General features: G+C 60.3%; 12 protein-coding genes. 5 read left to right on the top strand and 7 right to left on the bottom strand.

Annotated features, from left to right (window positions below; translation table 11 throughout):
• Positions 1-166: 166 nt before the first annotated feature.
• Positions 167-730: a chorismate lyase gene (locus WHX55_RS30365; protein WP_150753835.1), complete on the top strand. Its 564-nt coding sequence runs from the start codon at positions 167-169 to the stop codon at positions 728-730.
• Positions 730-1,620, top strand: coding sequence for a 4-hydroxybenzoate octaprenyltransferase (gene ubiA, locus WHX55_RS30370; protein ID WP_150724876.1), 891 nt, complete (start codon positions 730-732; stop codon positions 1,618-1,620). The genes WHX55_RS30365 and ubiA overlap by 1 nt, the downstream gene beginning before the upstream one ends.
• Positions 1,621-1,679: 59 nt before the next feature.
• On the opposite strand, the gene WHX55_RS30375 is transcribed toward ubiA, so the two are convergent.
• Positions 1,680-2,063, bottom strand: a complete 384-nt coding sequence (locus WHX55_RS30375; protein ID WP_150757455.1) for a hypothetical protein — start codon at positions 2,061-2,063, stop codon at positions 1,680-1,682.
• 153 nt (positions 2,064-2,216) lie between these two features.
• Between WHX55_RS30375 and phoB the strand changes: the two genes are divergently transcribed.
• The 3 genes from phoB (at position 2,217) to WHX55_RS30390 (ending at position 5,738) form a co-directional block, all read left to right on the top strand.
• On the top strand, positions 2,217-2,906 hold the full coding sequence (phoB, locus tag WHX55_RS30380; RefSeq protein WP_003229608.1) for a phosphate regulon transcriptional regulator PhoB: 690 nt from the start codon (positions 2,217-2,219) through the stop codon (positions 2,904-2,906).
• Positions 2,907-2,986: 80 nt separating this feature from the next.
• On the top strand, positions 2,987-4,273 hold the full coding sequence (gene phoR / locus WHX55_RS30385) for a phosphate regulon sensor histidine kinase PhoR (protein WP_257605542.1): 1,287 nt from the start codon (positions 2,987-2,989) through the stop codon (positions 4,271-4,273).
• 124 nt (positions 4,274-4,397) lie between these two features.
• Complete coding sequence (locus tag WHX55_RS30390; RefSeq protein ID WP_150753832.1) at positions 4,398-5,738, top strand: hemolysin family protein; 1,341 nt, start codon at positions 4,398-4,400, stop codon at positions 5,736-5,738.
• A gap of 115 nt (positions 5,739-5,853) precedes the next feature.
• Here WHX55_RS30390 and WHX55_RS30395 read toward each other — a convergent pair whose 3' ends face one another.
• The 6 genes from WHX55_RS30395 to WHX55_RS30420 all read right to left on the bottom strand — a co-directional run bounded on the left by WHX55_RS30395 (position 5,854) and on the right by WHX55_RS30420 (position 13,596).
• Positions 5,854-6,750 carry a peptidoglycan DD-metalloendopeptidase family protein gene (locus WHX55_RS30395; RefSeq protein ID WP_150757454.1) on the bottom strand — a complete coding sequence of 299 codons (897 nt, stop codon included), beginning with the start codon at positions 6,748-6,750 and terminating at the stop codon, positions 5,854-5,856.
• A 206-nt stretch (positions 6,751-6,956) separates the two neighbouring features.
• A complete protein-coding gene (locus tag WHX55_RS30400) occupies positions 6,957-7,859 on the bottom strand; it encodes a response regulator (protein ID WP_150753830.1) in 903 nt (300 codons plus the stop codon).
• Positions 7,860-8,026: 167 nt separating this feature from the next.
• Positions 8,027-8,788, bottom strand: a complete 762-nt coding sequence (phoU, locus tag WHX55_RS30405) for a phosphate signaling complex protein PhoU (protein WP_150757453.1) — start codon at positions 8,786-8,788, stop codon at positions 8,027-8,029.
• Positions 8,789-8,899: 111 nt separating this feature from the next.
• The gene (gene pstB / locus WHX55_RS30410) at positions 8,900-9,733 is read right to left on the bottom strand and encodes a phosphate ABC transporter ATP-binding protein PstB (protein WP_007971742.1); all 834 of its coding nucleotides are present in this window, start codon (positions 9,731-9,733) and stop codon (positions 8,900-8,902) included.
• A 143-nt stretch (positions 9,734-9,876) separates the two neighbouring features.
• Complete coding sequence (gene pstA, locus WHX55_RS30415; protein ID WP_150757452.1) at positions 9,877-11,547, bottom strand: phosphate ABC transporter permease PstA; 1,671 nt, start codon at positions 11,545-11,547, stop codon at positions 9,877-9,879.
• A gap of 15 nt (positions 11,548-11,562) precedes the next feature.
• Positions 11,563-13,596: an ABC transporter permease subunit gene (locus WHX55_RS30420; protein WP_191624902.1), complete on the bottom strand. Its 2,034-nt coding sequence runs from the start codon at positions 13,594-13,596 to the stop codon at positions 11,563-11,565.
• Between the last annotated feature and the right edge of the window lie 335 nt (positions 13,597-13,931).

Here is a 13,931-nt window from a genome sequence, read left to right on the forward strand (position 1 = left end):
GCCAGACGGTCGATGGTTGCAGCACTGCCGTCCAACTCAGCGCGTTTTGTACTGATCGGGGCCGTCGGATGCAAGCCTGTTCGGCGCAACGGCAGGCCATTTCAATCGATATCGGCGGCTGACATGTTAAGCTCGCCGCCTCATTTGCTGCCAATAATGACTCATTGTGCATCACACAGAATCCCCCTCTCCAGCTCCTCTCTGGCTCTCGCGCAGCGAACTGGCGCCCCTCCCCGATGCTGCCACCCTCGACTGGCTGTTCGACGAAGGCTCGCTGACCAGACGTCTGATTCATCTGTCCAATGATGCCTTCAGCGTCTCGCCGATGTTCGAAGGCTGGCAACCCCTACGTGCCGACGAATGCGCAGCACTGGACCTGGTCGATGGCAGTGAGGGCTGGGTGCGCGAGGTGTATTTGCGCGGTCATGGCCAGGCGTGGGTGTTTGCGCGCAGCGTAGCGTCACGCAGTGCATTGCAAGGCGACGGCTTGCACATGGACGAACTGGGCAGCCGCTCGCTGGGCGAATTGCTGTTTTGCGATCAGGCCTTCCAGCGCCGGGCCATCGAGGTTTGCCATTATCCGCAAGCGTGGCTGCCCGTCGAGGTGCAATCGCCTGAACTATGGGGCCGCCGCTCGCGCTTCGACCGCGGTGCGCTGAGCGTGCTGGTGGCCGAAATATTCCTGCCTTCCCTGTGGGACGCCGCCTGCGCCCAATCGGAGAACCGTTGATGTACCAAAGCCTGCTCAAGTCCTTGAACCGCTTGAACCCTCGGGCCTGGGATTTCATTCAGCTGACCCGCATGGACAAGCCGATCGGCATTTACCTGCTGCTCTGGCCAACGCTGTGGGCGCTGTGGATTGCCGGCAAGGGGTCGCCGTCCCTGGCCAACATTGTGATTTTCGTCCTCGGCGTGGTGCTGACCCGCGCCGGCGGCTGCGTGATCAATGATTGGGCGGACCGCAAGGTCGATGGTCATGTGAAGCGTACCGAGCAGCGGCCGCTGGTGAGCGGCAAGATCAGTTCCAAAGAGGCGCTGGTGTTCTTCGCATTGCTGATGGGCGTGAGTTTCCTGCTGGTGCTGTGCACCAATGCCGCGACCATTTGGCTGTCGCTGGGCGGCCTGGCGCTGGCGTTCAGTTACCCGTTCATGAAGCGCTACACCTATTACCCGCAAGTGGTGCTGGGCGCCGCATTTTCGTGGGGGATGCCGATGGCGTTCACTGCAGAAACCGGTGAGTTGCCGGCAGTTGCATGGCTGCTGTGGATCGCCAACCTGATGTGGACCGTGGGTTACGACACGTATTACGCGATGACCGACCGCGACGACGACTTGAAGATCGGGGTGAAATCCACGGCGATTCTGTTCGGCGACGCGGACCGGGCGATCATCCTGACGCTGCAAGGGCTGGCGTTGGGTTGTCTGTTGCTGGCGGGGTCGAAATTCGAGCTCGGCGGCTGGTTCCACCTTGGGTTGCTGGCGGCGGCAGGCTGCTTTGCGTGGGAGTTCTGGTATACCCGCGACAAGGACCGGATGCGTTGCTTCAAGGCGTTTTTGCACAATCACTGGGCGGGTTTGGCGATTTTCGTCGGGATTGTGCTGGATTACGCGTTGCGTTGACGGTTGAAAAGATCGCAGCCCTGGGCAGCTCCTACCGGAGGCTGCGATCTTCTGCAGTGTTACATATGCTCGCGAACGACGTGCCAGACGTCTTTCTTCTTGTCGCCCTTCATTTCTCCGGGTGCTTTGTCGTCCTTGTAGTAGTACAGCGGTTTACCGCCATAGGCCCATTGCATTGTCCCGTCGTCACGCTTGATGACAGACCATTTGCCTTCAGCCTTGGCGCCCGCTTCCGCCTTCAGCGGTGGCCAGTACTCTGCACACTCACCTGTGCAGACCGACGTGCCACCCGTGTCCTTGTCGAAGGTGTACAGGGTCATCCCTTTGTGGTCGGTCATCATGCCGTCTTTCATCATCGCCGGTTCGGCGGCGAAGGCCATCGAAGGCAACGCCAGGGCAGCGGCCAGCAGCAGGGCCTTGATGGATTGCGAGTGTAGAGTCATTTGAAGCCTTCCTTTGTGGTTGTCAGGATTCGGACTTAGAGCTTAGCCCAGGATCCAGCCAATCGCCGGTCGACTAAAATACTGTCACACGACTGCAATAATTCCGTTATCTAATGCGGCGCAAGACAGTTAAATGACAAGAGGACTAAGGGCATGGTTGGCAGGAGCATTCTGATCGTCGACGACGAAGCGCCTATTCGCGAAATGATCGCCGTTGCGTTGGAAATGGCCGGCTATGACTGCCTGGAGGCTGAAAACTCCCAGCAGGCCCACGCCATTATCGTCGACCGCAAACCGGACTTGATCCTGCTCGACTGGATGCTGCCCGGCACGTCCGGCATCGAGCTGGCCCGTCGCCTCAAGCGTGATGAACTGACCGGGGATATCCCGATCATCATGCTCACCGCCAAGGGTGAAGAGGACAACAAGATCCAGGGCCTGGAAGTTGGCGCCGACGACTACATCACCAAGCCGTTTTCCCCCCGCGAACTGGTGGCGCGCCTGAAGGCCGTGCTGCGCCGTGCCGGCCCGACCGATGGCGAGGCGCCAATCGAAGTCGGCGGCCTGCTGCTGGACCCGATCAGCCACCGCGTGACCATCGACGGCCGTCCTGCCGAGATGGGCCCGACTGAATACCGCCTGCTGCAATTCTTCATGACCCACCAGGAGCGCGCCTACACTCGTGGCCAGTTGCTGGATCAGGTCTGGGGCGGCAACGTCTACGTCGAAGAGCGTACGGTCGACGTGCACATTCGACGCCTGCGCAAAGCCCTCGGCGATGCTTACGAGAATCTGGTACAAACCGTGCGCGGCACCGGTTACCGCTTTTCTACCAAAGCCTGATCCGGACCTTTACCGCCCGACAAGCTGACAAGGACGCGCGTCAAGTGAACCAAAACTGGCATGGCACCCTGATTCGCCACATGCTGCTGCTGGTCACCGCCTGCCTGGTGATCGGCCTGATCACCGGCTATTACGGCTGGAGCCTCGCTGCAGGCCTGGGTCTTTACCTGGCCTGGACCCTCAAGCAATTGCTGCGTCTGCACGAGTGGCTGCGCCTGCACAAACCCGATGAAGCGCCACCCGACGGCTATGGCCTGTGGGGCGAAGTGTTCGACAGCATCTACCACCTGCAACGCCGCGACCAACGGGTACGTGGGCGCCTGCAAGCGGTGATCGACCGGGTTCAGGAATCCACCGCCGCGCTCAAGGATGCGGTGATCATGCTCGACTCCGACGGCAACCTGGAATGGTGGAACCGCGCCGCCGAAACCCTGCTGGGCCTCAAGACGCCACAGGACAGCGGCCAACCGGTGACCAACCTGGTGCGCCATCCGCGCTTCAAGGAATACTTCGAGCAAGACAGTTACGCCGAGCCGCTGGAAATCCCTTCGCCGACCAACGACCGCGTGCGCATCCAGCTGTACATCACCCGTTACGGCAACAACGAACACTTGATGCTGGTGCGCGATGTGACGCGCATCCATCAGCTTGAGCAAATGCGCAAAGACTTCATAGCCAACGTTTCCCATGAACTGCGCACACCGTTGACGGTGATCTGCGGTTACCTGGAAACCTTGCTCGATAACGTCGACGAGGTGAACCCGCGCTGGGGCCGTGCCTTGCAGCAGATGCAGCAACAAGGCGGACGCATGCAGACCCTGCTCAACGACCTGTTGTTGCTGGCCAAGCTGGAAGCCACCGATTATCCGTCGGACAACCAGCCGGTGCCGATCGACGGCTTGCTGCAATCGATCAAGAGCGACGCGCAGCAGTTGTCCGCCCAGAAAAACCAGAAAATCACCCTGGAAGCCGACCCGACGATTCTGCTCAAGGGCAGCGAGGCGGAGTTGCGCAGCGCGTTTTCCAACCTGGTGTTCAACGCGGTGAAATACACCCCGGCCGAAGGCAACATCCGCATTCGCTGGTGGGGCGATGACCAGGGGGCGCACCTGAGCGTGCAGGATTCCGGGATCGGCATCGATGCCAAACACCTGCCGCGCCTGACCGAACGCTTCTATCGCGTCGACTCCAGCCGCAACTCCAACACCGGGGGCACCGGCCTGGGACTGGCGATCGTCAAACACGTCTTGTTGCGTCATCGGGCACGGATGGAAATCAGCAGCGTACCGGGCCATGGCAGCACCTTTACCTGCCACTTTGCCCCGGCCCAGGTCACCAAATCACGGGTTATCAGCACCGCTGACTGATACCGGCCAGCACGCGCCACTAGGCAACTGGCCGGTCAGCCGCTACATTGGCTGACTTGCGTCTGCCTTTCAGACGCGGTTTTTTACTTCCCTCTCGAATATACGGAACCCGCAAAACTCCATCATGGACCCTTCCCCTGGCTTGACCCTCGCTACAATTTTCGCCGACTTCGGCATGATTCTTTTTGCTCTGATCCTGGTTTTGCTCAACGGATTTTTCGTTGCGGCGGAATTTGCCATGGTCAAACTGCGTTCGACCCGGGTCGAGGCCATCGCTGACAAACACGGCTGGCGCGGGCACATCCTGCGTACCGTGCACAGTCAGCTCGATGCTTACCTGTCGGCCTGCCAATTGGGTATCACCCTCGCCTCCCTGGGCCTGGGTTGGGTCGGTGAACCCGCGTTTGCCCACATTCTTGAGCCGGTGTTGAGCGCGGTCGGCGTCGAGTCGGCCGAAGTGGTCAAAGGCATCTCGTTCTTCACCGCCTTCTTCATCATTTCGTACCTGCACATCGTGGTCGGCGAACTGGCCCCCAAATCCTGGGCGATCCGCAAACCCGAATTGCTGTCGCTGTGGACCGCCGTGCCGCTGTACCTGTTCTACTGGGCCATGTACCCGGCCATTTACTTGCTCAACGCCAGCGCCAACCAGATCCTGCGCATTGCAGGGCAAGGTGAACCCGGCCCGCATCACGAACACCATTACAGCCGCGAAGAACTGAAACTGATCCTGCACTCCAGCCGTGGCCAGGACCCGAGCGACCAAGGCATGCGTGTCTTGGCCTCGGCAGTGGAAATGGGTGAGCTGGAAGTGGTCGACTGGGCCAACTCCCGCGAAGACCTGGTGACCCTGGAGTTCAACGCGCCGCTCAAGCAGATCCTGGCGATGTTCCGTCGCCACAAGTTCAGCCGCTACCCGGTGTACGACAGTGAGCGCCAGGAATTCGTCGGCCTGCTGCACATCAAGGATCTGCTGCTGGAACTGGCGGCGCTGGACCACATTCCCGAGTCGTTCAACCTGGCCGAACTGACCCGCCCGCTGGAGCGCGTATCGCGGCACATGCCGCTGTCACAGTTGCTGGAGCAGTTCCGCAAGGGCGGCTCGCACTTCGCCGTGGTCGAAGAGGCCGACGGCAACATCATCGGCTACCTGACCATGGAAGACGTGCTGGAAGTGCTGGTGGGCGATATCCAGGACGAACACCGCAAGGCCGAACGCGGAATCCTCGCGTATCAGCCGGGCAAGTTGCTGGTGCGGGGCGATACGCCGCTGTTCAAGGTTGAACGACTGCTGGGCATCGACCTCGACCACGTCGAAGCCGAAACCCTTGCCGGGCTGGTCTACGAGAGCCTCAAACGAGTTCCCGAAGAGGAAGAAGTGCTGGAAGTCGAAGGCCTGCGGATCATCATCAAGAAGATGAAAGGGCCGAAGATCGTTCTGGCCAAGGTGTTGATGCTCGATTGATGCGATTCGTTAAACCGCATTGATCCCAAAAGATCGCAGCCTTCGGCAGCTCCTACAGGGTGTACACATGACCCTGTAGGAGCTGCCGAAGGCTGCGATCTTTTGCTTCAAGGCTTCACTGCTTGCCCAACGCAAAGTTGGGCAGCGCGCCCACCGGCTGGTTGAACTGGTACGGAATCGATACCAGCCCCAGCCCGGTATTGCGCTGCACCACAAAGTGCAAATGCGGCCCGGTGCTGTTACCGGTGTTGCCGGACAACGCCAACGCACTGCCGACCGTTACCCGCTGACCTTCCCGAACGCAGACCGAGCCTTTCTTCAGGTGCAGGTAAACACCCATGGTCCCGTCATCGTGCAGCACCCGCACGAAATTACCGGATGCGTCGGTGCCGCGTCCGCTCTGTCTGTTCTCGGTCTTCACCACCACCCCGCCTCGCGCGGCAATGATCGGCGTGCCCTCAGGCATTGCGATGTCTATGGCGTATCGGCTCTTGGGCCCGAAGTGGCTGTAGGGGCCATTGGCGCCCTGGCTTATCCGGAACGGTCCGCCACGCCAAGGCAACGGGTACCGATAGCCCACCGTGGGCCCTGAGGGGTCGCCCAGGGAGTATTTGAACTTCGGAACGTACGCGAGGGGCCTTCCACCTTTAGTCGCCGTGAGCTTCGCCAGGCGAACGCTGCTGCGTAGCGGTATCACGCGCCGAATCGTCCGCCCCGGCACACCGCTGGCGTTCTTCACCCCGGCAAAACTCAATTCGACTTCTACCGGCGCATACAGGTCATTGCGTACGTACACGCTGTGCACGCCGTTTTTTTTCATGATGATGAGGCGCACCTGACGCTCAAGGTGCTCGACCATGCCATCGCGAAAAACGAACACATGGGCGCCTTTGCTGGGGCGGTCGCTGTAGGAAACCACGCCATAGGCATCTTTGGATTTGTAGATGGTCATGGCCATGGCCGAGTTGGCGACCATGAACAGGCCACATAAAAGCAGCAGGCGCGTGAACATGAGCAAGGATTCTGTCGAGTGAGATCAGGGATTGAGCCTAGCAGCTGCAATGGACCCGGGTAGTCGGCAGATGTTTCAGAAAAGGTGTTCAGCAGATGTGCGGTAACAGTGATGGCCCCTTCGCGAGCAAGCCCGCTCCCACAGGTCCGGCGTGAATCCTGTGGGAGCGAGCTTGCTCGCGATGGCGGACTGTCAGGCGATGCGCCTCAAGCGCCAGGAATGAAATGCTTCTGCGCCGTACCCCGCGCAATCAGGCGCGAAATGTAATCGAGCTTCTGCGCATCCTGATCGACAAAGCGGAAGGTCAGTTGCAGCCAGTCGCTGTCGGGTTTCGGTTCATGGGCCACGACGGCGTGCAGATAGCCGTTGAGGCGGGCGACTTCGGCGTTATCGCCCTGCTCCAGGTCCAGCACGGCGCTGTCGAGAATCTGCGGCAGGGCCTCGGTGCGCTTGACCACCAACAGGGCTTCCTTGAGGCTCAAGGCCTTGATCACACATTGCGCGATGCCGTTCGGCAAACGCAGTTGACCCTGGCCACGGCCACTGGTGGGTGCCGAAGAGGCCGCAGGCGTCTTGACCGGCGGGCTGTTGAGCAAGCCTTTGGACGGTGCGGGGGCGGCCGTTGGCGTGACGACGGGCGCCTTGCCACCGGTCAAGGCGGCGAGGGAGTCGTTAGCGAAGGCAGGGCTGGTTTTGGTCGCGGCTACGTTGATCAAGGCGTCGAGTTTGCCGACCTTGTGCAACGCCTGCTTGACCTTTGTGATCAGTTGCTCGTTGGTGAACGGCTTGCTGACGTAACCGGACACCCCGGCCTGAATCGCCTGGACGACGTTCTCCTTGTCGCCACGGCTGGTCACCATCACGAAGGGCATGGCCTTGAGGTTGTCCTGCTCGCGGCACCAGGTCAGCAGCTCCAGGCCGGACATTTCCGGCATTTCCCAGTCGCACAGGACCAGGTCGAAGGCTTCCTTGACCAGCATGGCCTGGGCCTTTCTGCCGTTGATCGCATCTTCGATCCGCATGCCCGGGAAATAATTGCGCAGGCACTTCTTCACCAGGTCACGAATGAACGACGCATCGTCCACGACCAACACACTGACCTTACTCATCCAAAACCCCTTTAAAAATCCCGGCCAGCATACCGCCTTGCTGATGGCACATTGCCAAAAAACCTTCAGTCACGCCGGACTTTTCGTTCGCGGGTGCTGCTTTTCGAATTCGTAAGCCGCAAACAAAAACGCCCGGCCAAAAGGCCGGGCGCTTTACTTGGGCAACCTTACTTATCGTCAGTTTTGACCGGAACATTAGCGCTTTCGCCAGTTGTTCCTTCGACTTCTTCCTTCATGCGCTTGAGACCCAGGTGCCGCACGTCGGTGCCGCGTACCAGGTAGATCACCAGCTCCGAGATATTGCGCGCGTGGTCGCCGATACGCTCCAGCGAACGCAGTACCCAGATAATGCTCAGCACCCGCGAAATGGAACGCGGGTCTTCCATCATGTAGGTGGCCAGCTCACGCAGGGCGGTCTTGTATTCGCGGTCGATGATCTTGTCGTACTGCGCCACCGACAAAGCCAGTTCGGCGTCGAAACGGGCAAAGGCGTCCAGTGCGTCGCGGACCATGTTGCGCACCTGGTCACCGATGTGGCGCACTTCCACGTAACCGCGCGGCGCTTCACCTTCTTCGCATAGCTGGATGGCGCGACGGGCGATCTTGGTCGCTTCGTCACCGATACGCTCCAGGTCGATCACCGATTTGGAAATGCTGATGATCAGGCGCAGGTCGGACGCTGCCGGTTGACGACGGGCCAGAATGCGCAGGCATTCCTCGTCGATGTTGCGTTCCATCTGGTTGATCTGGTCGTCGATCTCACGCACCTGCTGGGCCAGGCCGGAATCGGCCTCGATCAGCGCGGTCACCGCGTCGTTGACCTGTTTCTCGACCAGCCCGCCCATGGCCAGGAGGTGGCTGCGCACTTCCTCCAGTTCGGCGTTGAACTGCTGGGAGATGTGGTGTGTAAGGCCTTCCTTAGAAATCATGTCGTCTGCTCCGCAAAAGCTGTGAGCTGCAAGCTACAAGCTGCAAGCTGATGTATGTCGTACCCGAACCGCTCTGACTTGCCGCTTGAAGCTTGCGGCTCGTGGCTGCTGCTAGCCGTAGCGACCGGTGATGTAGTCTTCGGTCTGCTTCTTCGCCGGGTTGGTGAACAGGGTATCGGTGTCGCCGAATTCCACCAGTTTGCCCATGTACATGAACGCGGTGTAATCAGACACCCGTGCCGCCTGTTGCATGTTGTGGGTCACGATCACGATGGTGAACTTGGATTTCAGTTCGTAGATCAGCTCTTCGACTTTCAGCGTGGAGATCGGGTCGAGTGCCGAGCACGGTTCGTCGAGCAGCAGCACTTCCGGCTCAACGGCGATGGTGCGGGCGATCACCAGACGCTGCTGCTGACCACCGGACAGGCCCAGTGCCGACTCGTGCAGACGGTCCTTGACCTCGTCCCACAGTGCCGCGCCTTTCAACGCCCACTCGACGGCTTCGTCGAGGACGCGCTTCTTGTTGATGCCCTGGATGCGCAGACCGTAAACCACGTTTTCGTAGATGGTTTTCGGGAACGGGTTGGGCTTCTGGAACACCATGCCGACGCGACGACGCAGCTCGGCCACGTCTTCACCCTTGCGGTAGATGTTGTTGCCGTAGAGGTTGATCTCGCCTTCAACGCGGCAGCCGTCAACCAGGTCGTTCATGCGGTTGAAGGTACGCAGCAGCGTGGACTTGCCACAGCCGGACGGGCCGATGAAGGCGGTCACGCGCTGTTTCGGGATGTTCATGCTGACGTCGTACAGCGCTTGTTTTTCGCCGTAGAACAGGCTCAGGCCCGGTACTTCGATGGCTACGGTTTCCTGCTCGAGGTTCAGGCTCTGCTTGTCGCGACCCAGCGCCGACATGTTGATGCCGTGGGTATGTGCTTCGTGCTGCATGGGAGGCTCCCTGTGCTAACAAATTCGGTTCAGTTTTTGTGGGAGCGAGCCTGCTCGCGATTCAGGCACTGCGGTTTAACGCTGAAACCGCGGTGATGCCTTCGCGAGCAGGCTCGCTCCCACATAGAAATCAGTGCTGCAAATCAGCTATCCAGCGCCTTGTACTTCTCGCGCAGGTGGTTACGGATGTACACCGCCGACAGGTTCAATGTCGCGATCACCAGCACCAGCAGCAGCGCCGTGGCGTACACCAGCGGTCGTGCGGCTTCGACGTTCGGGCTCTGGAAGCCGACGTCATAGATGTGGAAGCCCAGGTGCATGATCTTCTGGTCCAGGTGCAGGTACGGGTAGTTACCGTCCACCGGCAGCGACGGTGCCAGTTTCACCACACCCACCAGCATCAGCGGCGCCACTTCACCCGCGGCGCGAGCCACGGCGAGGATCATGCCGGTCATCATCGCCGGGCTGGCCATCGGCAGCACGATCTTCCACAAGGTTTCAGCCTTGGTCGCGCCGAGGGCCAACGAGCCTTCACGCACGGTGCGAGGAATCCGCGCCAGGCCTTCTTCGGTGGCCACGATCACCACCGGCACCGCCAGCAGCGCCAGGGTCAACGAAGCCCAGAGCAGACCCGGCGTACCGAAGGTCGGTGCCGGCAGTGCTTCCGGGAAGAACAGACGGTCGAGCGAGCCACCCAGCACGTAGACGAAGAAACCCAGGCCGAACACGCCGTAAACGATGGCCGGAACACCTGCCAGGTTGTTCACCGCGATACGGATGATTCGGGTCAGTGCGTTCTGCTTGGCGTATTCACGCAAGTAAACCGCCGCCAACACGCCGAACGGAGTCACGATCATCGCCATGATCAGGGTCATCATCACGGTGCCGAAAATCGCCGGGAAAATCCCGCCTTCGGTGTTCGCTTCACGCGGGTCGTCGGACAGGAACTCCCAGATCTTGCTGAAATAGAAACCGATCTTGGTGAAGGTGTTCATGGCGTTCGGCTGGTAGGCGTGAACCACTTTGCCCAGACCGATTTCGATTTCTTTGCCATTGGCGTCGCGGGCTGTCAAAGCGTCGCGGTTGAACTGTGCATGCAAGTCAGTCAGACGTGATTCGATATCCTGATAGCGGGCGTTCAGCTCAGCGCGCTCGGATTCCATGTCCGCCTGTGCGGTGGCGTCGAGTTTGCCTTCCAGCTCCAGCTTGCGGCCGTGCAGACGGATGCGCTCCAGACCTGCGTTGATCGCACCAATATCACTCTTTTCCAGTGACTTCAGTTGCGCAGCAAGCTTGTTCACGCGGTCGATCCGCGCTTGCAGCTCAGGCCATGCCGCTTCGCCCTCGGCGATGACCTTGCCGTCCTGTTTGACGTTAACGAGGTAGCCGTAAAAGTTGCCCCACTCGCGACGCTCGATGGCCATCAACTCGACCGGGGTGGTCTGGTTGGTCAGCCACTCGCCGACGATCCAGGTGAAGTCGTTGCCGTTCAGATCACGGTTGCCGACCTTGATCAGCTCGCGAGTCATGAATTCCGGGCCCTGATCGGGTACCGGCAGACCGGCACTTTTCAGACGGACGCGCGGCACTTCTTCTTTCTGCACCACCTCACCGACGACCAGATGCTGGGCCTGGCCCGGCACATCGTAGCTGGCGTGGATCAGATCCGCCGGCCAGAAGTGACCCAGACCGCGCACGGCAATAACCGCCAGCAGGCCAATGGTCATGATGACCGCGATGGACACCGCGCCACCGCTGATCCAGACGCCGGGGGCGCCGCTCTTGAACCATCCTTTCAGGGAGTTCTGTTTCACAGACTTCTACCTTTCTTAAAGCGACGAGTATTTCTTGCGCAGACGCTGACGAATCAGTTCCGCGAGGGTGTTCATGACGAAGGTGAACAACAGCAGCACCAGCGCCGAGAGGAACAGCACGCGGTAGTGGCTGCCGCCGACTTCCGATTCGGGCATTTCCACTGCGACGTTGGCCGCCAGGGTGCGCAGACCTTCGAACAGGTTCATTTCCATGACCGGCGTGTTGCCTGTGGCCATCAGCACGATCATGGTTTCACCGACCGCACGGCCCATGCCGATCATCAGCGCCGAGAATATGCCCGGGCTCGCGGTGAGGATCACCACGCGGGTCATGGTCTGCCACGGCGTGGCACCGAGCGCCAGGGAGCCCAGGGTCAGGCCGCGAGGCACGCTGAACACGGCGTCTTCGGCGATGGAGTAGATGTTCGGGATGACCGCGAAGCCCATGGCCAGGCCGACCACCAGGGCGTTGCGCTGGTCGTAGGTGATGCCCAGATCGTGGGAGATCCACATGCGCATGTCGCCGCCGAAGAACCAGTTCTCCATGAACGGGCTCATGTACAGCGACAGCCAGCCCACGAACAGAATCACCGGGATCAGCAGCGCACTTTCCCAGCCGTCCGGGACTTTCAGGCGGATCGATTCAGGCAAGCGGCTGAAAGTGAAACCGGCGACCAGGATGCCGATTGGCAGCAACATCAGCAGGCTGAAGATGCCGGGCAAGTGCCCTTCCACATACGGTGCGAGGAACAGACCGGCGAAGAAGCCGAGGATCACCGTCGGCATCGCTTCCATCAGCTCGATCACCGGCTTGACCTTGCGGCGCATGCCCGGAGCCATGAAGTACGCGGTGTAGATCGCAGCGGCGACGGCCAGAGGAGCGGCCAGCAGCATGGCGTAGAACGCGGCTTTCAGGGTACCGAAGGTCAGCGGCGACAGGCTCAGCTTGGGTTCGAAGTCGGTGTTGGCGGCGGTCGATTGCCAGACATATTTAGGCTCGTCGTAGTTCTCGTACCAGACCTTGCTCCACAGTGCGCTCCACGAGACTTCCGGGTGCGGGTTGTCGAGCAGCAGCGGGTGCAGCTTGCCGCCGGCTTCCACTATCACGCGATTGGCGCGAGGCGACAGACCGAAAATGCCCTGGCCTTCAGCGACCGGCTCTACCAGCAGGGTGCGGTGGGCGGTGCTGTGGAACACGCCAAGTTTGCCGGAAGCGTCGAGGGCAACGAAGCCCTTGCGGCGTTCTTCAGCAGTGATTTCAACGATAGGCGTGGTGCCCATCTGGAAGGTGCGGATCTGCTTCAGGCGTTGCTCGCCATCCGGGTCGCGAGCCATGAACCACTGGGCCAGACCACCCTTGGAGTCACCGATGATCAGCGAGATGCCACCCACCAACTGGGTGCTGGCGGTGATTTCAGTATCACCGTCTTCCGCCAGCTTGTAGCGACCATTGAGGCTCTTGTCACGCAAGCTGAACACGTCGGCCTGGGCACGACCATTAATCACATACAGCCACTGCTGACGCGGGTCGACGAAGATACTCTTCACCGGCTCGTTCATCTGCGGCAGTTCGATACGCTTCTGCTCGTTGGTGACTTCACCGGTCATCATGTTCTCTTCGCTGGTCAGCGACAGAACATTAAGTTGCGAACCGGTGGAGCCGACCAGCATCAGGGTCGAATCGTTGGCGTTGAGGCTGACGTGTTCCAGCGCACCGCCGCTTTCGTTCAGCGCGATGGGCGTGTTGCCGTACGGATACTCGATATCCGGAGTGATGGTTTTCTTGCCATCGGGGTAGCTGACTTTATAGGTGTGACGAAACACCAGCGCCTGACCGTTGGACAGGCCCACGGCCACCAGCGGATGACCTGGCTGGTCTTCGCCGATGGAGGCCACGGTTGCGCCTGCCGGCAACGGCAGATCGACGCGCTTGAGCTCAGCGCCACTGTCGATATCGAAGAACAACGCCTGGCCCTTGTCGGAAACGCGCATGGCCACCTGATTCTGCTCTTCGAGCGAGATCATCAGTGGCTTGCCAGCGTCCTGCATCCAGGCCGGGGTAATGGACTCTTTCGCGGTCAGGTCGGCACCCTGGAACAGCGGCGCAACAACATAGGCGAGGAAGAAGAAGATCAGGGTGATGGCTGCCAGCACCGCCAGGCCGCCGATGAGGACGTACCAACGGGTGAAGCGATCTTTGAGCGCACGAATGCGGCGCTTGCGTTGCAGCTCAGGCGTATTGAAGTCAATTCGCTTGGGGGGATTAGTAGTCATGTTGGAATTGGCCAGATCATTCATGCGCTCACCCTAGCGATCCTGTATGACAGAAAGATGACAATGCAGTGACGCACCAAATCCACCGCCAGCGGGACTGGCAGAGGATC

Source organism: Pseudomonas fluorescens (assembly GCF_040448305.1).
Lineage (GTDB): Bacteria > Pseudomonadota > Gammaproteobacteria > Pseudomonadales > Pseudomonadaceae > Aquipseudomonas > Aquipseudomonas fluorescens_BH.